The sequence below is a fragment of the Chryseobacterium koreense CCUG 49689 genome, assembly GCF_001045435.1.
In the GTDB taxonomy this organism is placed as follows: Bacteria; Bacteroidota; Bacteroidia; order Flavobacteriales; family Weeksellaceae; genus Kaistella; species Kaistella koreensis.
The window spans coordinates 204,859-226,703 of the sequence record NZ_LFNG01000004.1; the positions used below are offsets into that span (position 1 = coordinate 204,859).

26 protein-coding genes and 1 pseudogene are annotated in these 21,845 nt (G+C 42.0%); 7 read left to right on the forward strand and 20 right to left on the reverse strand.

The window, feature by feature from the left end:
• Positions 1 to 32: 32 nt before the first annotated feature.
• Positions 33 to 1,343: a UDP-glucose dehydrogenase family protein gene (locus ACM44_RS03780; protein WP_048498770.1), complete on the reverse strand. Its 1,311-nt coding sequence runs from the start codon at positions 1,341 to 1,343 to the stop codon at positions 33 to 35.
• A gap of 433 nt (positions 1,344 to 1,776) precedes the next feature.
• Between ACM44_RS03780 and ACM44_RS03785 the strand changes: the two genes are divergently transcribed.
• From ACM44_RS03785 to ACM44_RS03815, 7 genes are all read left to right on the forward strand, one after another.
• Entirely contained in the window at positions 1,777 to 3,027 is a 1,251-nt protein-coding gene (locus ACM44_RS03785) for a site-specific integrase (RefSeq protein WP_002995959.1), read from the forward strand.
• Between the two features lie 414 nt (positions 3,028 to 3,441).
• The gene (locus ACM44_RS03790) at positions 3,442 to 3,834 is read left to right on the forward strand and encodes a single-stranded DNA-binding protein (protein WP_002995963.1); all 393 of its coding nucleotides are present in this window, start codon (positions 3,442 to 3,444) and stop codon (positions 3,832 to 3,834) included.
• Between the two features lie 42 nt (positions 3,835 to 3,876).
• Positions 3,877 to 4,950 (forward strand): DUF932 domain-containing protein, encoded by a 1,074-nt coding sequence (locus ACM44_RS03795; RefSeq protein WP_002995967.1) that lies wholly within the window; start codon positions 3,877 to 3,879, stop codon positions 4,948 to 4,950.
• 70 nt (positions 4,951 to 5,020) lie between these two features.
• Positions 5,021 to 5,413, forward strand: coding sequence for a hypothetical protein (locus tag ACM44_RS03800; RefSeq protein WP_232739544.1), 393 nt, complete (start codon positions 5,021 to 5,023; stop codon positions 5,411 to 5,413).
• 2 nt (positions 5,414 to 5,415) lie between these two features.
• On the forward strand, positions 5,416 to 5,904 hold the full coding sequence (locus tag ACM44_RS03805; RefSeq protein WP_002995973.1) for a DUF1281 family ferredoxin-like fold protein: 489 nt from the start codon (positions 5,416 to 5,418) through the stop codon (positions 5,902 to 5,904).
• A gap of 4 nt (positions 5,905 to 5,908) precedes the next feature.
• Positions 5,909 to 6,346, forward strand: a complete 438-nt coding sequence (locus ACM44_RS03810) for a hypothetical protein (protein ID WP_002995976.1) — start codon at positions 5,909 to 5,911, stop codon at positions 6,344 to 6,346.
• 23 nt (positions 6,347 to 6,369) lie between these two features.
• A complete protein-coding gene (locus ACM44_RS03815; RefSeq protein WP_002995980.1) occupies positions 6,370 to 6,702 on the forward strand; it encodes a hypothetical protein in 333 nt (110 codons plus the stop codon).
• A gap of 250 nt (positions 6,703 to 6,952) precedes the next feature.
• Here ACM44_RS03815 and ACM44_RS03820 read toward each other — a convergent pair whose 3' ends face one another.
• From ACM44_RS03820 to ACM44_RS03910, 19 genes and pseudogenes are all read right to left on the reverse strand, one after another.
• A complete protein-coding gene (locus ACM44_RS03820; RefSeq protein ID WP_002995984.1) occupies positions 6,953 to 7,675 on the reverse strand; it encodes a response regulator in 723 nt (240 codons plus the stop codon).
• Positions 7,676 to 7,955: 280 nt separating this feature from the next.
• On the reverse strand, positions 7,956 to 8,201 hold the full coding sequence (locus ACM44_RS03825) for a helix-turn-helix domain-containing protein (RefSeq protein WP_430827366.1): 246 nt from the start codon (positions 8,199 to 8,201) through the stop codon (positions 7,956 to 7,958).
• A 28-nt stretch (positions 8,202 to 8,229) separates the two neighbouring features.
• Entirely contained in the window at positions 8,230 to 8,541 is a 312-nt protein-coding gene (locus tag ACM44_RS03830; RefSeq protein WP_002995989.1) for a helix-turn-helix domain-containing protein, read from the reverse strand.
• 174 nt (positions 8,542 to 8,715) lie between these two features.
• Positions 8,716 to 8,997, reverse strand: a complete 282-nt coding sequence (locus ACM44_RS03835) for a hypothetical protein (RefSeq protein WP_002995992.1) — start codon at positions 8,995 to 8,997, stop codon at positions 8,716 to 8,718.
• 52 nt (positions 8,998 to 9,049) lie between these two features.
• Positions 9,050 to 9,586, reverse strand: a complete 537-nt coding sequence (locus ACM44_RS03840; RefSeq protein WP_002995995.1) for a GNAT family N-acetyltransferase — start codon at positions 9,584 to 9,586, stop codon at positions 9,050 to 9,052.
• A 232-nt stretch (positions 9,587 to 9,818) separates the two neighbouring features.
• A complete protein-coding gene (locus tag ACM44_RS03845) occupies positions 9,819 to 10,268 on the reverse strand; it encodes a DUF3872 domain-containing protein (RefSeq protein WP_002995997.1) in 450 nt (149 codons plus the stop codon).
• 13 nt (positions 10,269 to 10,281) lie between these two features.
• Positions 10,282 to 10,842: a conjugal transfer protein TraO gene (locus tag ACM44_RS03850; RefSeq protein WP_002995999.1), complete on the reverse strand. Its 561-nt coding sequence runs from the start codon at positions 10,840 to 10,842 to the stop codon at positions 10,282 to 10,284.
• Positions 10,843 to 10,869: 27 nt separating this feature from the next.
• Entirely contained in the window at positions 10,870 to 11,763 is an 894-nt protein-coding gene (gene traN, locus ACM44_RS03855) for a conjugative transposon protein TraN (protein ID WP_002996001.1), read from the reverse strand.
• 23 nt (positions 11,764 to 11,786) lie between these two features.
• On the reverse strand, positions 11,787 to 13,127 hold the full coding sequence (traM, locus tag ACM44_RS03860) for a conjugative transposon protein TraM (protein ID WP_002996003.1): 1,341 nt from the start codon (positions 13,125 to 13,127) through the stop codon (positions 11,787 to 11,789).
• On the reverse strand, positions 13,114 to 13,398 hold the full coding sequence (locus ACM44_RS03865; RefSeq protein ID WP_002996005.1) for a hypothetical protein: 285 nt from the start codon (positions 13,396 to 13,398) through the stop codon (positions 13,114 to 13,116). The genes traM and ACM44_RS03865 overlap by 14 nt, the downstream gene beginning before the upstream one ends.
• A 17-nt stretch (positions 13,399 to 13,415) precedes the next feature.
• On the reverse strand, positions 13,416 to 13,850 hold the full coding sequence (locus ACM44_RS03870; RefSeq protein ID WP_002996007.1) for a hypothetical protein: 435 nt from the start codon (positions 13,848 to 13,850) through the stop codon (positions 13,416 to 13,418).
• An 11-nt stretch (positions 13,851 to 13,861) separates the two neighbouring features.
• Positions 13,862 to 14,485: a conjugative transposon protein TraK gene (gene traK / locus ACM44_RS03875; protein ID WP_002996009.1), complete on the reverse strand. Its 624-nt coding sequence runs from the start codon at positions 14,483 to 14,485 to the stop codon at positions 13,862 to 13,864.
• A 25-nt stretch (positions 14,486 to 14,510) separates the two neighbouring features.
• Entirely contained in the window at positions 14,511 to 15,506 is a 996-nt protein-coding gene (traJ, locus tag ACM44_RS03880) for a conjugative transposon protein TraJ (RefSeq protein ID WP_002996010.1), read from the reverse strand.
• A gap of 2 nt (positions 15,507 to 15,508) precedes the next feature.
• The gene (locus ACM44_RS03885; RefSeq protein WP_002996013.1) at positions 15,509 to 16,141 is read right to left on the reverse strand and encodes a DUF4141 domain-containing protein; all 633 of its coding nucleotides are present in this window, start codon (positions 16,139 to 16,141) and stop codon (positions 15,509 to 15,511) included.
• A 27-nt stretch (positions 16,142 to 16,168) separates the two neighbouring features.
• Complete coding sequence (locus ACM44_RS03890; protein WP_168712017.1) at positions 16,169 to 16,654, reverse strand: TraG family conjugative transposon ATPase; 486 nt, start codon at positions 16,652 to 16,654, stop codon at positions 16,169 to 16,171.
• A gap of 59 nt (positions 16,655 to 16,713) precedes the next feature.
• A complete protein-coding gene (locus ACM44_RS03895) occupies positions 16,714 to 18,525 on the reverse strand; it encodes a reverse transcriptase/maturase family protein (protein ID WP_048498772.1) in 1,812 nt (603 codons plus the stop codon).
• Between the two features lie 553 nt (positions 18,526 to 19,078).
• A pseudogene (locus ACM44_RS03900) lies at positions 19,079 to 21,160 on the reverse strand (TraG family conjugative transposon ATPase); the annotation flags it as partial.
• Complete coding sequence (locus ACM44_RS03905; protein ID WP_002996016.1) at positions 21,157 to 21,489, reverse strand: DUF4133 domain-containing protein; 333 nt, start codon at positions 21,487 to 21,489, stop codon at positions 21,157 to 21,159. The gene ACM44_RS03905 and the pseudogene ACM44_RS03900, both read right to left, overlap by 4 nt.
• Before the next feature lie 10 nt (positions 21,490 to 21,499).
• Positions 21,500 to 21,805: a DUF4134 domain-containing protein gene (locus ACM44_RS03910; protein ID WP_002979435.1), complete on the reverse strand. Its 306-nt coding sequence runs from the start codon at positions 21,803 to 21,805 to the stop codon at positions 21,500 to 21,502.
• Positions 21,806 to 21,845: the final 40 nt, after the last annotated feature.

A 21,845-nucleotide genomic window follows, 5' to 3' on the forward strand; every position in this document is an offset into this window, starting at 1 on the left:
TTGCAGCTTTCTTAATTCGTGATGATGTGGACTTATTTCACTGTCTTTCTTCCGATCGACTTATAATAGAACCCAGAGTTTTCCACCTTTTCGATGGCGAACATATTTCTACCGTCGAAGATAGCTCTGTTTCTCATTTTTTTTGCCATCAATTCGAAATTTGGATTTTTGAACTCGCTCCATTCCGTAGCGATTAAAAGGGCATCGGCGTTTTCCAGAGCGGAATACATGTCTTTGGCATAGGATATTTGGTCGCCCAAGATTTTCTTCACATTTCCTTCAGCGATGGAATCATAAGCGGTGATTTCGGCACCTTTTTCTAGGAGCATCTTAATATTATCTAAAGAGGAAGCTTCCCTTATGTCATCGGTATTTGCTTTAAAGGCAAGTCCCCACAAAGCAATTTTTTTCCCCTTTAAATCTCCGCCAAAATAATTTTCGATTTCAGACACCAGAATGGTTTTTTGGTTTTGGTTCACCTTTTCGGTGGCCTCCAGAATTTGAAAATCAAAATCTTCCTGCTTTCCGGATTTGATCAGTGCTTTCACATCTTTTGGAAAGCAGCTTCCGCCATAGCCGATTCCGGGGAAAAGGAAACGGTGCCCGATTCGATCGTCACTTCCCATTCCGAGGCGCACTTTGTCCACATCGGCACCCACTTTTTCGCAATAATTGGCGATTTCATTCATGAAGGTGATTTTCACGGCGAGGAAAGAGTTTGCCGCATATTTGGTCAACTCAGAGGATTTCTCGTCCATGAAAATAATGGGAATGCCCGTGTTGGTGAACGGTTGGTAAATCTGGGCCATGATTTCTTTGGCTTTTTCGGAACTGCTTCCCACGATGACTCTCGCAGGATTCATCGAATCTTCCAGAGCAAAACCTTCGCGCAAAAATTCGGGATTGGACACCACATCGAAAGGAATTTTGGTTTTCGCGGAAATGGTTTCGCGAACTCTTTCTGCGGTTCCCACAGGAACAGTAGATTTATTGACAATGACTTTATAGCTGGTCATCATTTCGCCAATATCATTGGAAACCTGCAAGACATAGGACAAATCGGCAGAGCCGTCTTCTCCGGGTGGAGTGGGTAAAGCCAGAAAGATGACCTCACTTTTATCCAAAGCTTCTTTTAAATCGGTAGTGAAAAATAATCTTTGCGCCTGGATATTTCGCAGGAACATTTCTTCCAGATTCGGTTCGTAGATGGGAACGATGCCGTTTCGCATTCCTTCCACTTTTTTTTCGTCAATATCCACACAATAGACATTGTTTCCCAATTCTGCTAAAGTTGTTCCGGTGACCAAACCCACGTAACCGGTTCCTACAATTGTGATATTCATCTATGATTTACTCAAATTCATGGACAAAAATAGGGAAAAATTGTCGTAACTTGTTCCGTTTACAGGAATTGATGAAAGACCGCTGTAGAAAGTTCCTTAATTCGTAAAATCACACGGCTCTGATTTTCAAAGATTTAATTTTCGTGACGAATAAATTTTTTGCTTTTTGAAATAAAAAGATTAATAAAAAGCAAAAGTACGCAAAGCGATTAAAACCGCTACTATACAATGCTTTATAAATGTGTAGTCTTAGTTTGGAACTCGGTGTCTGATAGGTTTTGGGCTTAAATTGACAAGGTTAGGTTACTAATTCGTTACCGATTGATAAAGGCAACTATATAGCTTAACTGATTATATTTCAGTCTTTTGCACCCTTTTTTATATTCCCTTGTAACTCAATGTAATTTAATTTTAAACGTTAAACATTTGAGTTATGGAGCAGACAAAAAAATCGACGTTCAAACTGCTTTTCTATTTGAAAAAGAACGAACTGAAAAAGAACGGTAATGCCCCGGTTATGGCACGTATTACCATTGATGGAACACCGAAAACTTTCGGGACAAAGTTAGAAATTAACCCTAATAGTTGGGATTTAAAACACGGACGGGTTCAGGGCAAAAGTGCCACAGCTTTGAGCATCAACCAAAAGCTGGACAATATACGGGGACGTATCGACAAGATTTATGAAGATATGCTGAAGCACGAGGGCTTTGCAACTGCCCAAAAAGTAAAGCTCTCTTTTCTCGGTGTTGGTGTAATGGATGATGCCATATTGAAAGTTTTTAACGACCAGAATGTTGAATTTAAAAGATTGGTTGATAAAGAGGAGCGTTCACAAGGAACTTACAACAAATACATCACTGTTTACAATCATCTTACGGAATTTATAAAAGAGCGTTATCACAGGGAAGATATGGCATTTCGGGAACTGACGGCAGATTTTATCCGTGAGTTTGACTTTTACCTCCGCTACGATAAGCAATGCGCCCATAACACGGTTTGGATTTACACAATGCCTGTTATTGCTTTGGCTGAACTGGCTATCAAAAAAGGGCTGATACGTGATAATCCTTTTGAGGATTACGAAATAAGTATGGAAGAAACCGACAGAGGGTACATACTGAAAGAAGACGTTGAAAAGCTGATGATGTGTCAGGTTCCGCATAAAAGATATGAACTTGTAAAAGATATTTTTATTTTCAGTTGCTTTACAGGATTGGCTTACGCTGATATTAAGAAATTGACAAGAAGCAATATTCAATCATTCTTTGACGGTCATCAATGGATTATCAGCCGGAGAAAGAAATCTGATGTTGCTTCCAATGTTCGGTTAATGGAAATCCCTAAACGTATCATTGAGAAATATCAGGGTACAACAAGGAATGAATTTATCTTTCCGGTTCCTACCAATGCAACCTGCAATACGCACATAGGTAAATTGGTTGAAAAGGCAGAGATTATCACGGAGCAAAAAGTAACCTTTCACACCGCAAGACATACTTTTGGAACAATGTTTCTGACCGAGGGCGTACCGCTTGAAAGCCTTAGCAAAATGATGGGGCATAAAAACATTTCCACCACACAAATTTATGCTAAAATCACAAGCCAAAAAATCAGCAAGGATATGGATTTGGTTACACCGAAATTCAAAGCAATGGAAGAGGCATTTATGATGGCAATCTAATCCGCTTTTATCTAACCACAAGAAGCAGAACTTAACGGTTCTGCTTTTTTTATGCCCATACTTTTTTATTACTCCTCCTTTGTTTCAGACTATTGAAGCCTGTTCATAATTGACATAAAAATTAGGAATAGAAAATTTCCACAATCAACCGGTAAAAAGGCAGCTAAGTTATAGCGGGCAGCCATCGCACACACCCACCAATAAAAAAAACGAATGAACGGTTTCCCCCTAAAGGAACCCCCATTAAATCATTTTTTTTCTTGGTCATCGCTGTTGCCCGCTTGGATTATCTGCTTTCTTTTTTCCGGTTTTTCTTTTGGAAAATATTATGCGAAGCGGAGCAGACCACAACAGGAAGCAGGAAGCGAGAAAAGCGAACGTAACAAAATGTCAAACTTTTAAAACAGAACGATTATGAACATCATCGGACGACTAACAAGGGATGCGGAAGTAAGAACCCTTAACAACGACAAGCAAGTAGTAAACTTTTCGGTAGCGAGCAACGAAAGCTACAAGAACAAACAAGGCGAGCGTGTAGAGCAAACGACCTACTTCGATTGTGCCTACTGGCTATCTGCAAACGTGGCAAGACTGCTGACAAAAGGCACATTGGTAGAACTCACAGGGCGAGTGAATACACGAGCGTGGATAGGCAAAGACGGCGAAGCACATTCGGGGCTGAACTTTCATACCTCACAAATCAAACTGCACGGAGGTAGCAGGAGAGCCGAAACCATACAAGCTACTGCACAAGCCGAGAACAACAAGGTTACAGCACAGGGAGCAGATGACGACCTCCCATTCTAACAACGAGTATTCAATCATTTTTTAACATCAAAATTTATCAAAATGGCACATAACATTCATTTCAACGAGCAAACAGGAAAGCACAGTTTCTTTTCAGTACAGCAAAAAGCGTGGCACGGTTTGGGGCAAATCGTAGAGCAATACCCAACGAGCGAGGAAGCTATCAAATACGCAGGGTTAGATTACGATGTCGTAAAATCCCCACTGTTTACCAAAGGTTCGGGCATTATCGAAACTGCCAACGGTATAGAAATAGGTAGCACCGAATTAGAAGTACCTAACTATTTCGCTAACATACGCACCGATAACAATGCAGTATTGGGTGTAGTCGGTAAGGATTACCACATTGTACAAAATCGGGAAGCCTTTAATTTTTTTGATGCTATTGTAGGTGGTGGCGAAGGTATCCTGTACGAAACCGCAGGGGCATTGGGCAAAGGGGAACGCATCTTTATCACTGCCAAACTGCCCGATTATATCCGTGTAGGCAATGGCGATGATGTAACGGAAAAGTACATTTTTCTAACCACTTCGCACGATGGTAGCGGAAGTATTACCGCAGCATTTACGCCTATCCGTATCGTATGCCAAAACACGCTGAATGCCTCACTACGCAGTATGACCAATGTAGTCCGTATCAAACATACTTCGGGAGCAAAACAACGTATCGAGAACGCCCACAAGATTATGGGGCTTGCCAACACATTGAGCAACCAATTAGAGGGCATTTTCAATAATTGGACAAAGGTAAAAGTATCAGACCGAGAAGTAAGAAAGCTAATCCAGTTGGCACTTTGCCCGAACAAAGAAACACTTGACCTTATCAACAAAGGGGCTGACGATGAAGTTTCCACCGTGTTCAAAAACGTGGTTGATAATGCGCTTCTATATGCTATGACAGATGATGCACAACAGATGAACACGACCAAAGGGACTTTGTTCGGAGCATACAACGCTGTTACAGGCTACTTTCAGAATGTACGCAATTACAAAGATGATGAAGCCAAATTACAGAGCATTGTATTGGGTGGTACTGCCCAACTCAAATCACAGAAAGCATTTGAATTGTGTACCGCATTTGCTTTGGACGGTGCGGAAATCCTAAACCTTAATTAGATAACAACAGGCTACCGCCTTAAATGGTGGTAGCCTACTATAAAACAACAATATGAAAGCATTACATAAAATGGACAACTTAGATAAAGGCGAATTGCTTTGCAGGCTATTCCCCGAAGAAATGGCGAACATTCAGAACGCCGTAAAAAAGCAGTGCGAATACTTTCTGAAAAATGAAATTACCATTCGTGAGGGTTGGTATCAAAAGGGCTTTTTTACCGCAGAATTTTGGTACAGGCTTGTGCAGGATGCACACAGGATAATCGAGAAGAACGAGGACAAACTTCTCAAAAAACCACGCTGGTTTGCAGACCATTTTTTTGACGGATACAACGCAATATTTGCGATGCACTGCCTTATCGAATATGCACAGACAGAGGACTGTAAACCCAATCTAAAACAGGCTATACACCTAATATTCGGAAGTGAGCCTTTATTAAAAATAACCTTAAACGATAAATAATTATGCCAAATTGGTGCAACAATACGGTTGTCTTCGAGGGGAAGCCTGAAGCAATCGAACAGGTAACACAGCTATTCAAATCAATGGCTGAAAGAGAAAGGAAAGAGAATTGCGGACAACTGCCCGATTTCATAGACGACAGTAACGGCGGATATTTCTTTGAGGTTTACGAAAGCGATACGGGAATATTCAATTATCAAACAAAATGGTCGCCAAATGCGGAAGCAGTTAAGCAGATAGCCGAGCATTACAACATAGATTTCCAATTGGATTATGAGGAATTAGGTTGTTTGGTATATGGCAGGACAATGTTTTCTGACAAGCTACTCATAGATATTTATCTGGAAGACGAAGATTTTGACAGCTACGAATTAGACAAGGAAACAGACACCTACCATTTTGAGGGCAAGGAGTACGACAGCGAATGGGAAATACTCGACACTCTATTAGAACGTAAAATCGAAAATCAGTTAAACACCATTAAAATTTAGAACGATGAAACTATCCGATAAAGCGACAGCACATATTTTGGTTAAAGCCAACACCAATAGCGAATGGGATAATTGCGAGTTTGCAATTATCCATCTATCCGAAGAATGGAAACAGGAACAGGCAAAACGGCTTGCATTGGTTAAGCCGTTAGAGGGCAATCATTATTTCTGCTCAATGAACTACTATGATACGGCAGTAGATTTTTATTGCACAGGCGAAGACGATACCCCGAACATTGAAGAAATGCTAAACGATAAAGAATGGGCATTTGTGGAGCTTGACGAGGGGGAGCAGGAAATGTTTACCGCACCCGAAAACCGATTGGACTGTTACAGGCTTGTATTGCGTGCAAACGGTACAGGCTACTATACAGCATACGGCAAGCACACCAGCGAGGAATTTTGGACGGAAGAATTTTCATTAATCCAATTAACGGCTTAATCAATAAACCCCAATTTCAATTTATGACACGTTCAAATCTTCATATCAAATTGAGCAACGGCAAATCTCTTATTTGCGTTGCCGACAGCAGCAGCGCACCCGAACAGGGATATATCGTTGAAAGGCTTTTTTTGCCTTTGTTATCCCTTGACAACAGTGAGCAAGAACTCGAAATGCTTACGGAGCATTGTACAATGGATGAAAGGCGGATAAACGCAGACTACCGCTATTTAATAGACCTTACCACCAAAGAAGTAAAGTTCTTTGAAGAGCATTACAGCTACACAAAAGACACGTTCAGGAAAGGCAAGGATATAACGGAACGTTATGACGAGTATTTAAAAACCATAAGCTAAAATAGCAGCCGCCTGACCCGAAAAGTCGGGCGGCAAAAAGACAGATCCTCCCGATGGTTGGGCAGTCTTTTTGCTTTAAATTGGTGCAATCCCCTTTAGCAAAATGCGCCCTTACACAAATCCTTTCTTTTCCATTTTACCAAACAGGTTGCGACATTATTGCTTGGGATATTCATTATCCCATAATTTATTATTGGGGGATTACTTTCTTTCGTGAGTTCTGCGGAAAAGAAAGTAACAAAGAAACCTGTTATTGCGGAAACTGTTTATAGTATTCTTTTGCAATTTCGGCTACGCCAGCACTAAAATAATGTCCTCCATCATTTATAACGGTTATGGCTTTTTTAAGTTCTTCGGGGTCTGCGCCTTTCAGTATATACCCTTTTACGCCACGCTGAAGCATCTTTACTACATCCTGTACATCATCATTAATGCTAAAAGCCAGGACTTTGGTTTGCGGATATTTTTCATTCAATGCTTTAGCGGTTTCAAAACCATTCATTACCGGCATATTTATATCAACAACCATTACATCGGGAACAACTTCGATTTCCTCCATTTTTTTCATTGCCATTTTTCCATTCTCGGCTTCAAAAAGTATTTCAAAACCGAAACCCATTAGAAAATCACAAATACCCTTTCTAAGCATATCGTGGTCATCTATCATCCCTACCTTTATTATTTGTTCTTTGCTCATTTTCTTTTTGCTTAGTTTGATGAGGTTAAAAAATCCGTTGGGAGCTTTAGATAAATTCGGAGTTCGAGTAACGTAAGGTATTCCTTTATCGACCTCAATGTCCCTGACTTTAAAACGGTCAAGCCAATCTTTAAAGTGTGCTATCTCGTTAGGTTTAAAATGTACAATTTCCCCGTTTTTAAGGGATATGATAAAAACATCAATGCAGAGAGAGAACGCTGATAATTGCGTAGCAGGGTGGTCAAATTCGGGGTAAAAAATATCCTTGCCGTCCATAACTCTTAATGTTTATCAAGTTAGTGGAACCTGCAAAAAAAAGAGGCGCAGGCAACCACACTTACTGGCATTAAGGCACTGGTACGCCTGACCCCCAAATAAGCGAGCGCCCACGCCATAACGTGAGCGTTCTTACTTATTCGTTCCGGGGTTTTAAAAATTACCAGTTTCTAATGCGGAACTTAAAGCAAAAACAACTTTAAGTATTTTCTATATTTTCGACAACAAAGATACTAAACTCGTCCTTTTTTGACAGCATATAATACAAAAAAGATTACAGTCAAACAATTTTTTGTGAAATGTAATTTTGCTCCAGTATAGTCAGGATATCGCTTTCCTTATAAATAATCTTACCGCCTATTTGTATATACGGCAGTATATTATCATCACGGTACTGCTGTAAAGTGCGTTTGCTGATATGGAGCAGCTTGCACACATCTTCGCCCGAAAGGTAAATTTCTCCGTTCATTACAGGGCGGTAGTTTTTCAATATGCTTTCGATACGGGTTCTTAGCTGTGTTATCATTTCCTGATGGGCAATGATTTCTTCATTGTCATTCGTGAATAAATCCATTTTCGGCAGTATTGTACGGTTGTCCGGCTTCGAGCAAAGCCTGTACATCCGAGCGTTTATAATAATTTTTACGGTTCAGTCTGGAATAAGGCAATAACCCTTTGTCCTTATACGTCTGCAAAGTCCGCTTGGTAATGTTCATCATCAAACACACTTCCTGGTTATCGAGCCATTGCTCTTGCGCAAAAATTGGCGTGTATTTCTGCGTGGCATTTTCGGTAAGTTCCAAAAGTGCTTTCAGCTCATTCTTCATTCCGTCCAGTGCGGATTTTTGTATTGCGATTACTTCCATTGTTTGCTCAATTTTGCTATGGAAGTTGAATTTATAAAGGCTTAGTACGGCATTGGGGAAAGTTGCAGGGTTTGGCTTTGAGAGGTAGCGTTTGGCGATTTACTAAGCCGTAAATAAAAAAATCGGATAGCTTTTGGGCTATCCGATTTGCTTAAAAAATGTATGCTGTAATAACTATCTGCGTTCGGCAGGTTGTTCTATTTTTACTTCAGGTTGTTGTTTTTCTTTTTTCTCACGCCAATAAACCCACAGCGACAACAGACCGAAAATAATCAGCCCGTAAGCTATCCATTTACCGACCCTTTCCACGAATTTAATGAAAACCGAACTTTCATAAGATGAGAAGCCCTCTGCTCCCATAGGGCTGCGCCTGTAAAACTTTCTCCGGTTAATCCAGTAGCGAAGTCCCAGTCCTGCAACCAAAAATATAATACCTATTACCAATGATGCAACCATACCAAAAATACTTTATTTCCACTGTTTGAATTTACGAAAAATATCCGTGGCATTATTCAATTTCAAACTCTTTCGGATACCGAACTACACCGCTTACATTTTGCAGCGCATTTTGCGATAGTTCTATTGCCATACAGTTTTCTTCAGGAACTTCAAATGGCAGCTTTATCCCAAATTCTTTGGTCAGCTTATAGCCAAACTTAGGGTAATAGTTTTCGTGTCCTAACAGCATCACAGAGCCAAAGCCCATTTTTTTTGCTATATCGTGGGCAGCTTGTATGAGTTTGCCGCCAATACCTTTTCCCTGATAATTCGGCAACACAGCAACAGGGGCTAACGCAAGCGAGGTGTAAGTGTTTTTATCCTTGTCTTCAATATTAATTTTTGTGAGCAATATATATCCCGCAATTTGATTATCTACTTCGGCAATAAGTGATAATTCGGGGACAAACGCATCAGAATTGCGTAACCGTTCCACCAAGAACTGTTCTTTATGGTCGCTCAATTCCTCGTTTTCAAAAGCCAGGCGAATGAGTTCAAAAACTTTTTTGAAATCTTCCTTTTCTTCCTTTCTAATTTTTATTTCCATAGTCTGTAAAATCAGCAGTTTTATAAAATGCGAAAACGGCTTACCCAAAAAGGCAAGCCGCTTTCATTGTTTATGGAAATAATAACTTACTCAAATTTGGTAAACCGAAAGGATAATACCCTTTTTCATTATTGCAAGGATAAGAAATTATTTCTTTAGCAACTATCGAATTTAAAATTAAAAACGGCTTACCCATCAGATAAGCCGTTATTTATGAATTGGAATACTGCTCTTAATCGCTGCTGTTAAACTGAAAAGTTATCTGCTTTTCGTTCCCGAAGCTGTCCGAAATCCAAACATCAAAAGATTGTGATACGGCAGACGTTGACGTGTAATACAGCCTGAACTGCTCCGTTGGTAACTGGTACAGGTCGTTGGGCTGATACGGCGGCTCATTGTAGTATTGCAACGTTCCCTGACCATCAAACTGGAAGTAGCGAAGAAAATACTGCGTGTTGCTGTAATTGCCTGTACGCTGTATGGTAATGCGTATTTCTACGGTTTGTCCGTTGGCAACATCTTTAGGCACTGGCATTACATTGACCTCGAAAGGAAAATTGTTCTGTATTTCGAGTTCATCATCTTTGCTGCAAGATACCAACGTAACCGAAGCTGTGAGGATTGCCAGGAATATATATAATGGCAGTAGCCCTGTTCTGAATTTATTGAATATTGCTATCATCGTTTTTTACGTTTTAAAAGTTAAACCTTAATCCCACACCTGCCGACGGTCGGAACTGTCGTAAATCCGTACCCCAAAAGACTTTTGTACGCCCTTGCAGGACTAATACAAATCGGTCAGAAAGGTACGTTTCAAAGGTCAGTCGTCCGCCAGCTCCGTAAATGAAATTGTCCTCGTCCAATATCTTCGCTCCGTCATACAACATCGGTTCGCCACGGTTGATGCTTTCATAACCTGCTACGGCGGTTATTCCGGCATTCAGCGTGATGTTCTTCCGGGCATCGCCCAAAAGGAAGAAGCTGTAACCGCCCTCGGCTGTAAAAGTTTCCTGCGGGATGCGGAGGTCTTTATAATCGTGGTATTGGTGCGTATATTCCAACGCCCAAAGCTGGTAATTGCCGTTCTTACCGTTCACGGTCATACCGATATTGATATAATAATCGTTGCCGATTTTATCATCGGACAGCACACCAACATTTACTTCCAACCCTTTCTGTTTCGGCAGCATTCGCTGTGCCTGTGTCGTTGTGATACCCATTAAAACGAGCATCACGGTATAGATATACTTTTTCATTTTATTACTGTTGTTTTAAATGGGTTATTAAAATTTCAGGTGCATATCGTCAATCAAACGAGCCTTGATTAAATCCGAATTTTCCACCTGCAATGTTTGATGCCTGCCGCCGTTCTTCTCGAAAATCTCAATCAGAAGTATCTTATCATCGGCAATGGTAAATTGGTCTAAGAGGAATACATTTTGCTCGGTAGATTTTCCTTTTATGCCGTCCAATGGTTTGTAAGTCCTAAGCGGTGTCAAAGGAATTTCCTGCACTACGGTACGTTTGGCAACCTTTTTATCCACCACTTTGAAATTGATAAAATCAATCTCAAACGGAACATTGGTTTTGTTACGCAGTTCGGTATGGAAATAGTATTTGCCGTTGTGTATGTAAATGCCTTTGAGGATAAACTGAATGCCGAAACTCTTAGCCCCGATATGCTTTACAATGCGCTTGTCTTTCTTGTAAATGGTTTCCAGTAACAAGCCTGCCAGTGAGGGCGAATTGTTGCCCAATTCTTCAAAAAGCACATCGTTTCCGTTGGTTCTATCTACTGATTTTTGCATTGTTAGCAGGTCATAGCTTGTTGCTTCAGGGTAGGAACTGTAATACACACTGAAACTGTAAAAACGTCCATCATTGGTAATTACTGAAAAATTCGTTTCCGGTTCAAAGTTCCTTACCGATGCTTTTACTCGTAGTACGTTTTCCGCATCTTCGGCTTTACCTGCAATCAGGTATTCGCTTCCCAAATCCACGTAACGAATGGCAGTCGGGAAAATCAAGTGCGAAGTTTTATCGTAGGTTACTTCCATTTTGTATGGTTCTATCTTGCCCAATGCAAGCGGAGTTCTGATGCTGTCCTGCGCAAAAGAATTTACGGCTAAGCCGATAGTCAGAGCAAATGCCCAAAGTGTTTTAAAAAGATTTTTCATTATAAAATTATTTTAGTTTAACATTATTGTTTTGATACAAGGAAGACCTGATGCCCTGCTTTGAGCGTAACCTTTGGTGTACGTACTTTCTTTGCGAAATAGCCCGAAATTCCTTGTACAATGCCTCTGCTTAAATCGGCAGCAACCTGTTGTCCGGCATTCTGCGTAAGCATCACGCTCGTTCCTCCTGTCTGGCTCATATTGCCCGCCATTTCGGTAAGTGCGTTCATTTCGGGCGAATACGGAACGTACAAGCCTTGCTGCCCGTCCAAATCGTAAATGGTAATATCTACGGGAATGATATTACCCTCCAGTTCTACCGAAGTAACCTTTAGCTGTAAACGACCGCCCTGAAACTTGGCATTCGCCGTTACGATAGTTCCTTTGGGAATGGTACGATTAGGCGTTTTGGCAGGCTCTAATAAACGAAGCCTTACGCCCGTTTCCCCAACAACGGTTTGTGCATCGTGTACGCAGGCTTTGATGCTGTTTTTCGGCTGTACCACCTGTTCAGTAGAACCTGCGGTATAGAAGCCCCTGTTTTTGGTCTGGTTTAAATCGTTCAAAAATTCGCTGTCTGTTGGCTCACGATACAAGGCTGATACGGTGTTTTTCCTTGTGGGCGTAAATGATACAAAATGCTCTTTTTGGCTGGCAGTCGAAGCTCCCGAAGCTGTACCGTTTGTGGGTGTGGCTTCTCCATTGCTGCTATTACCTTGCGGAAGATATTTTGCAGCCATTTGATAGGATTTCTCCATCAGGGCAAGCTGGTCATCTACTGTTGTTGCTTTAGGTACATCTTTATCAGCCAGTTTTTCTTTTAGCTCATCCAATTGCCTGCGGAGTTCCATTGTTTCTGCATTGTCGTTATTATAGAATGAGCCTAACGTGCTTTGTGTATTTCGGTAGCTGTTCAAGGCAGGATTGCCATAACGTCCCGAATTTCTGCCACTGCCATAGCCGTTGCTTTCTTCCTCTTCTACAAAATCTTCTTCGCTCTTGGCGTTGGCAGATGAGCTGTCCTCATTCCAATAATCGGATAGCGTGGTAAGGGCATTGCGTTTCTCCTGGTCTTTTTGTTCCAGCATTTCCTGCTCATACGCTTTGCCTTTGCTGTCGGGCATTCCTGCCCCGGTAGCTTGTGGAACAGCATCGTTCAGCCCGATGTTTTCGACCTCTTTTTTATCCTTTGACGGTTTAAAGATGAGGTACATACAGCCTAAGAAGACAATCGCCATCAAACCGAATATCAAGGGCTTTTTAAGGCGGTCTTTGCTGTTCTTTTTATCATCCAGCAGATTGGATGCTTTACTTTGGTCGCCTTCCTCAACGAGAATGCTGACCCTTTTTTCATTTTCTTTCATAAAACTGATTTTTTAAAATTGTTGATACACTATCCTGCAACCTTGCAGGATTTTTACTTTTGAGGACAGGGTTCTCGATATGCCTGATGTTGATGGTATCATTCGGCTTGCCCGTATCGTACACTACTTTGCCAATAACCCCTGCCGTAAGCAAGAGATAACCCACAAAAAAGTACAACGTGTATTGATGCTGCTTGCGCACTGGCAAAGCCCGCCAACGCTCATCGAGCTTATCAAAAAACCTGTCCATAGTTGCTCTTAATTTTTTCATACTTTAATGATTTTCGGTTATCGCATTTTAAACCGCCTTTTCGGGGAAGACAACTGTTCTTTAGGTTTGTCAGACACTTGGGCAATGGCTTCTTTCCTTGTCGGAACCGAGCTTGTAGAGAGGTCTGTCAGTTTGGATTGTTTCAATAATTGCCCGTATTGGTCTATCCTTTCAATATTCATCTTCTGTACATCAAAAAGACCGTCTTCATACTTTACCCACATATTGCATTCAACCTTTGGCTTATCATCGCCATTCCATTGCAGGTAAGTTGTCAGCATCATAATGTTGGGCAACATCGGTTTATCCATCCCATTTTTACAAGCCTCTAAAAACCTGCTGATGCTGTCTTTGATTTTGTCGGCATAAGCTGCCTCCGTTTGGAAATAACCGTCATACCCTTTATCGGTCAGCGTTTTTGCGAATGCGTCTAAATCAAGTAACTGTTTCATATCCTTAATTTTTAGCGTTCGATAACTTCGATGTCTTTGTTTTCTACTACCGCAAACTTTTCGATGTTAAATCCCTGCGGGTTGTTATCCGAACGAACGGAGTTGACGAGATAGCAGGAAGTAATCAGGTTACGGCGTGTTACGTTGCTCGAACGGATGATGAACTGTTTGGCATAGGTGCGCACTGCATAGGGGTAATTGTCGAAATTGCACACCACACTATCTACCTCAATTCGTTGCTGAACATTACCCGAAATGATACGGCTGTAATAGCCCTTTTCAGACAGGTCTTTGTAATAGTCGAAAGCTGATTTATCGGCAAGGTTGAACGCCCTGCTCATATTGCTTTCAATAGCGTTCTTATCGGGTGCAAGCGTGAAGAACAATTCGTGAAATCTCCTGACGTGTTCCCTTGCTTCCACAGGTCGGTTAATACTGGCATCCTGCGACAAGGCAAGCATCAGTGATTTGCCATTATCCAGCACATAGATTTTTTGCCTTTGTTCATTTGCAAAGCTGTACGATTTCCACACGGCAAATCCTACTACGCCTATGCAGAGAACGGCAAACACGATGGCATATAAACGTATCTGCCGAAAGCTGTTTTCTATATTTCTTAGCGTTTTAAATTCCATTTTTAAGAATGATTATTGTTTTACATTATTTTTTAAGTAACTGACCGCCGATGTTTCCAACCGTTGAACCAGCTCCGGCTCCGGCAAGGTTTCCTGCTTTCATTGCTGTTGAGTTTACATTGCGGGTAAAGTTTCCTGCGCCTCCAGCTTGGATTACCCAGCCTGTTACTGTCGGGATAGTGAAGTACCCGATGATGCCGATAATCATAAAGATGATGTACACCGTATTGGAGGTGTCGGGTATATAGGTCGGGTCTGAAAGCATTGCTATATCCTTTTCCAGTATCAGCGATTGTATCCTTGCCAGCATCGAACTGAACAAATCGGAAACAGGCAACCACAGGTAAACGCTCACATACCTCGTGAGCCACTGCGTGAGCGTGGACTGAAAGCCGTCCCATACGGAAATTGCAAAGGCAATCGGTCCGAGTATGGAGAGGACTATCAGGAAAAATGTTCTTATGGTATCAATAACCAAAGCCGCCGCCTGAAAGAGTATCTCCAGTAGATTGCGAAACCAATCCTTTATGGCTTTTTCTATTTGATAAGCACCCCTGTCCATATACATACCCGCCATCGTGCCGATGTCGGAGGGCGACCAGCCCAATTCATCCAGCTTCTTGTCAAACTCTTCGTCCGATACCATATAGGCGGTTTCGGGATTTCTGACCATTGCTTCATATTCCAGTTGGTCTTTCTGCTGTTGCAGCTTGTTCAGGTCAAGCACCTGGTCTTCGAGTATGGAATGTGTTCCCGTTACAACGGGGCTTAGCACTGCATTGATAGTTCCCAATACAATGGTTGGGAAAAACATAATGCAAAGCCCCAAAGCAAACGGGCGTAACAATGGGAACATATCAATAGGTTCGGCACGGCTTAAAGCCTGCCAAACCTTTAATGCCACATAGAATAATGCACCCAATCCCGCAAGACCTTTAGCCACTGCCGCCATATCGCCTGCAAGCGGCATCATATCGTCATAAAGCGAACGCAGGAGTTCGTGAAGATTATCCCATTCCATTGTTACCAGTATTTTTGGTTAGCAGTTCCGTATAGGTCAAGCACCCTTTTGGCATCGTTTTTCTTTTTCGCTCTCAGGTAGCTTACAGAAATATTTTTGTTGGTGTAATAGCGTACAAGACTGTGGTAGTCTTTTACTTCTTTGTACACACGGTCGATGATGTCCATACGCTCTTTGTCGTTCAGCGAAAGGCTGGATGAGGTTACGATTTGCTTCAGTTCTTTCAGCAGTTCGGTACTTTCATTGAGCAATGCGGAGTAGCCGTTACCGATAGCGGTCAGCTCTTGCGGCGAGAAATTGGGGTCGTTCATCATCTTGCCGAAATTCTGCACGTACATTTCCGAAACATCGCCTACCAGCAAAACCGTTTGCTGCACCTTACGGGCATCTTTCACAAGGTTGTTGACGGCTTTCAGCTTGTCGTAATATTCCTTGCCCTGTTCGTACACTTTCTTCACTTCGTTGAAGTTCTTAACCACATTGCTTACGGTGGAAGAAGTCTGTACGATTTCATTCGCACTGTTGAGAATGCCCGATGCAAGGTTTGCGGGGTCGGTTACTACCCATTGGGCTTTTGCGGACGGTGCAACGGCAAGCATTAGTGCCGTACACACCATAAAAAGGATTTTTTTCATTTTCTTGAAATTTTAAATTGTTAATGACTATTGATTTGAATTGTCACGCCGTTGCATAGCGATATGCTTAATGGCGAGTTCCACGTTTCCGTCCAGTTCAGCAGCGAGCTGCATTACTTCCATTTTTTCGGTTTCTTCGGTGGTATAGGCGAGGTATTCCTCCAAACTAACTTCGGTGGCATAGACTGCCGAGTGCGTACCACCTAAACCAATCCAGACTTCTTTGTAAAGCCTTGATGGGTCGTTGTTCATATTGATAGAAAGTACCTGCCCTTTCTCCTTATCGGTAAGCCCCAGCATTGCCTGTATATCGTCAAACTTATTCATATACTTGCGCTGGTCTAAGAGGATTTTACAATCGGAGTTGTTGATGATACTTTCTTTCACAATGGGCGACTGGATAATATCATCGACCTCTTGCGTTACGACAATCGCTTCTCCGAAGAATTTGCGAACGGTCTTAAGTAGGCTAAGCATCCAGCGCCTTTTCGTATTGCTACGGTAGGTTTCCAAACACTCGCCCCCGAACCGGACTTACACGTCTCCGCGTATCCGGCTCTCCACTAATCTTGTCAGTCTAATGTTCCGTTATGGATTTTCTGATGACAGCTGTGGCATACAGCAACGGTCTTTCTTCTTCTCGCAATCATGTGTCTTTCCCAACTCTTTTTACCTTCAAGGTTTTTGAGTTTTCGCACATGGTGCATCACAAGCTTTTCCGTAGCTCCACATATTTCGCATTTCTCAGCTTTTAGCCTGTCTATAAGGCTTGTCCTACCTGCATCAAAGATGGAATAGGGTAAAATATCAAAGCCAGCGTCTGTCATCGGGTTCTTTCTTTTGAACCCCAAGTCGTAGAAGTATCTCTCTTTTACAACACCAGATTTAGTGGTAAACCTTACTGTAAATTTTCCATTTCTACGATACTTGGCGTTTATCTTTCTCGTTGAACTTTTATATTTCCCAGCAAAGGTTTTGTACATACTGTACTCCATTATAAACCTGAAGTTGTGCAGTTCAGAACAGTTGTTAGCAATAGAGAAGTAATTGTAGAACCCTCGAATTTCCCGATTATATCGGTCAAGAATTTCAAGGTCGTCATTGAATATAAGTCCAGACCTGCTTTTTGGTTTCCAAATTTCCTTTCCATTTGGGTATCGGAATTCCAATACGCCATAGTCAAGTAATTTATTCCTCATTGTTTCTGTACTCAATTTGAGATATACCCTTTTTCCATAGGTTCTTCTCAAACGACCTGCAATATCTCTTCGCTGTGCGTTGGATTTTCTCACAAAGATTTCATAACCAAGAAAATGTGCTGAATCTTCCGTGTGGGTAATGAGAGTTTTCTCATCTGACAGTTCCACCTTGAGCTTTTCATTAAGGAAATTTTTAATATCTTCCTTGACTGCTTTAGCATCTTGTTTACTGCCTATTATCCCAATTAGGAAATCATCTGCATATCTGACATATTTCAATCTCTTATAATCTGTGTCCATTTCCTCAGAGCTTGGGTACATTGCACGTTCCTTATCTTCTGCTTTGATCTGTTGGATCAAAACCGCTTTTTCATTTTCGTCTTCTACATACCTTAGTTTTCTTACAGTTCTTCTTCTAGCATTTTCAAAATCCATACGGACTCTACTTGGTCTGCGTTTTTCTCCCTTATCGAATTTTGTGATGTACTCTTTTATGTATTTGTCTAATCTGTCGAGGTAAATATTTGCCAGTAATGGACTAACAATACCTCCCTGCGGTGTTCCGCTATACGTTTTATTAAATTTCCAATCTTCGATGTAACCTGCATTCAGAAACTTTCTGATTAGCCTTATAAATCTATCGTCGGAGATATGTTCTTTAAGTATGCCTATCAGCACATCATGACTGATGTTATCAAAGAATCCTTTTATATCTCCTTCAATGAACCATTTGGCTCCATTGAATGACTTCTGAATCTGAGCCAGCGCAGTGTGACAACTACGATTTGGACGGAAACCGTGTGAGGTATATTCAAAACGTCCCTCATAAATAGCTTCCAAAATCATTCTTATCACTTCCTGCACTAATTTGTCATCAAAAGCAGGTATGCCAAGGGGGCGCATCTTACCGTTTTTTTTCGGTATATAAATTCTCCTCGATGGCTGGGGCTGATAGCTTTCATCTTTTAATGAGGCTATCAGCTTTTCAATCCGAGATAAACTCATATTGTCAATACTTTGACCGTCTGAACCTTCCGTCATATTACCTTCTTTTGCATAAATGCGTTGATAGGCAACATAGAACATCTCTTCATTGAACAGAATCCTGTAAAGCCTTTCAAACCTGTAGCTTGAAGTTTTACTGTGTTCCATTAGACTGTTTAATACTCTTTCTGGATTTCTCATAATGTCTCTCACATTTTCCTTTAATCGTATTAATAAAAATTAGCTGCTTCCCTTCGCCATGTACAAGGCTTTCCCTTGCTCGGACTACTACGAAAGCTCCGTTACCATGTCGGATATTCAGAGAGCTTTACTCTCATAGCCTTTTGGCATTCCGATTTAGGTAATCCCCGTTTGCGACTTAATAACTATTGGCACGATGGATTGTCGGATACGACTTCCGTCCTTTGTACGCTTACTGCGACTGCGCTGTAATAAGTTCCTGCTCCAACCATACCAATTCACTGGTGGAGTATTACAGTATGACGATTGATAGCTATCTTACGCCATAATTTCAAGTGGAATCGCTTGGACTATCGTTTAATCAATTCGGATTTTATCCTCATATCCATCTTTTCATCTTGCCATTCAGTAGCAGTCTGATAGCTAACTGACTTATGACTTTACCGACATGCTTCACTCCCTGTCCAGTTTCCCTTTCAGATAAGTCGGTTGATGATAGGTTTTTAAAGAACACTAACCTAATCTCTTGCCAAAGAGATATTTACTAAGCCGCCTGTACGGGCGCACAGAGGTACTTGATGTATTCCGCCATTCCCTCTTTGGCAATCGCTTTCCAAGCCTCTTCAATCAGGATGAGCTTACGGATACCTTTCAGTCGGCGCATCTTGTTGATGAACACCTCCATAATGATAATCGTGACTATGGGAAAGAGGATTTTGTGGTCTTTGATGGCATCAATTTCAAACACGATAAAGCGTTTGGAAAGCAGGTCTAACTGCTTGTTTGAGTTCAGCAGGTAATCGTATTCGCCGCCTTTGTAATAAGGCTCTAATACGTTGAGGAAATTGGCAATGTCAAAGTCTTTTTCCCTTACCTGCTTTTGCTCCAATACCTTGCGGTAATCGCCTTTTACATACTCGTAGAAGCCGTTAAATGATGGGTACACGTTTTCCGTTTTGATACGCTCGATATAACCGCTAACGGCATTGGATAATGCCACTTCTTCCGAACGGGTCGGCGGTTCATCGTCCCTTTTCCAAAGCGTTAGTATCAAAGTTTTGATACTTTCACGCTTTTCAATATCGAACACGCCGTCATCGGTATAAAAAGGGTTAAAGGCAATGGGATTGTCTTCGGTATAGGTAAAATAAACCCCGTCTTCGCCTTTGGTTTTCCCCTTAATCAATTCGCACAAACCCTGATAGGAATTACCCGTATCTACCAACAGTACGTGTGCGCCCTGCTCGAAATACTGCCTTACCATATGGTTTGTGAAGAACGATTTACCCGAACCTGACGGACCAAGAATGAATTTGTTCCGGTTCGTGATAATGCCACGCTTCATTGGCAAATCTGATATATCCAAATGGATAGGCTTGCCTGTAAGCCTGTCCGCCATTTTTACCCCGAATGGGGACGGCGAATTGTGGTAATTGGTTTCTTCGGTAAAGAAGCATAAGGCTGGCTCTATGAACGTGTAAAAACTTTCCTCTGCCGGAAAGTCGCCGGCATTGCCCGGCATTCCAGCCCAATACAACGTGGCAACATCCGTAGTGTTGTGGCGTGGCTTACACTCCATCAGTGCTAACGCACTACCGCAATCATTCTTTAGCTGTTTGAGTTCGGCAGGGTCTTCCGACCACGCCATAATATTAAAATGCGCACGAACAGAGGAAAGCCCGAACGAATGTGCTTCGTTCAGGTACTTTTCTATCCACTCTTTGTTGATTTGGTTGGCACGGCTGTACCGAGCCAATGAGTGCATATTCCTTGCTGATTTTTCAAACTTTTGCAGGTTCGCTTCGCTGTTATCCAAAAACAAATACTGGTTGTAGATATGGTTGCAGCTCAACAACAACCCCACAGGTGCAGCGAACGACAAACGGCAGTCGCTACGGTCGGTAGATAGCTTTTCAAAACGTGTATCTGCCGATACCGTTCCGGGCAAATCGTCCGTATCGGACAGGGTGTGCAAAGACAACCTTTTGTTTCCGATACGGACTTCTTCAGCACCGAGTGCGATGTCCTGCATCGGCGTTCCTGCTTCCCTCGAAAGGGTAAAATACTGTTCCAGCAATCCTTGCTTTTCATTTGTACCGATGATGTCTTCTTCGCTCAATCGTTGCAGGCTCACAAAACCGCTATCGTTCACAATACGCTCAAACTGTGCTACGGCTTCCATAAAGCGATGTATCGCTTCCTTATCCCTGATTTCCTTTGGTATGAGTGTGCCTTTGCAAAGCGAACTGAAGTTGCTTTGCATACGCATACGCTCTTTGGTGGTTTTTGTCAGGAACAGGTAGCAATAGTGGTTCAGGAATGGTCGCTCGTTGAAATGGCGTTGATAAGATTTCGATAAAAAACTCTGATCTTCCTGTGCCAAATCGGGGGCGTAGCTTTCTTTGATGTACCAATCCTGTTTGTGAATGACCGTAAAATCGGGTAAGGTCTTAATCGCCTTGTGCCAAGCGGAGTGAATGGCTTCATATTCCGCAGAAGCTACCGTGAACAGTTCCGGTAAACGCACTTCAAAACAGGCGGTAATGTCCGCATCTTTGGAAAGTATGCAGTTGTTCTCTACTGCCAGCAATGGAAATTTGCTTTCCAAAGTGGAGGTCTTTGCTACATTTCTCATACGGCTTTTGGTTTAGAAGTGAATTTTAAATACCTGTGTACAGGCTTGCGGCAGATGATGTATCGAGGATGCCGTTTTCTTGCACCCACTTTCATCAGCCCGTGTTCGCCGTACTTTTGGTTCAGTGAAAAGGTCTGCCATACGATGAGCGAAGCACCCCCTGCTCCGATGAACAGGCAGATGTAAGAGTTTACGCCTGCCATATACAGTATCATCACGAGAATAAGCGTACCGAGCAGTCCGCCTGCGAAAATGAACAGGTATTGCGCTTTCAATCCTTTGAACTCTACTGTACGCCCAATGCCTTTGTTAATATTGTAACTATTCATAAGCAAAGGATTACAGGAAGAATGAACGCAGGATGGTAGCGGCAACAATCAGGAAGATACACGCACCAAACCAGCTTGCCGCAGTCTTGCTCGTGTCAGGGTCGCCGGAGCTGAATTTGTTATACACCTTAACGCCTCCGATGAGCCCAACCACCGCACCGATGGCGTAGATTAATTGGGTGGCGGGGTCGAAATAGCTTGTTACCATTTGAGTAGCTTCGTTGATACCTGCCGAACCGTTTCCCTGTGCGAACGCACCAATTCCTGACAGCATCGCCACGGCTGCCAGCAAAACTTTTTTTCTCTGTTTTTCCATAATTGAAACACATTTATTTGTTACATTTTATCCCGCACCT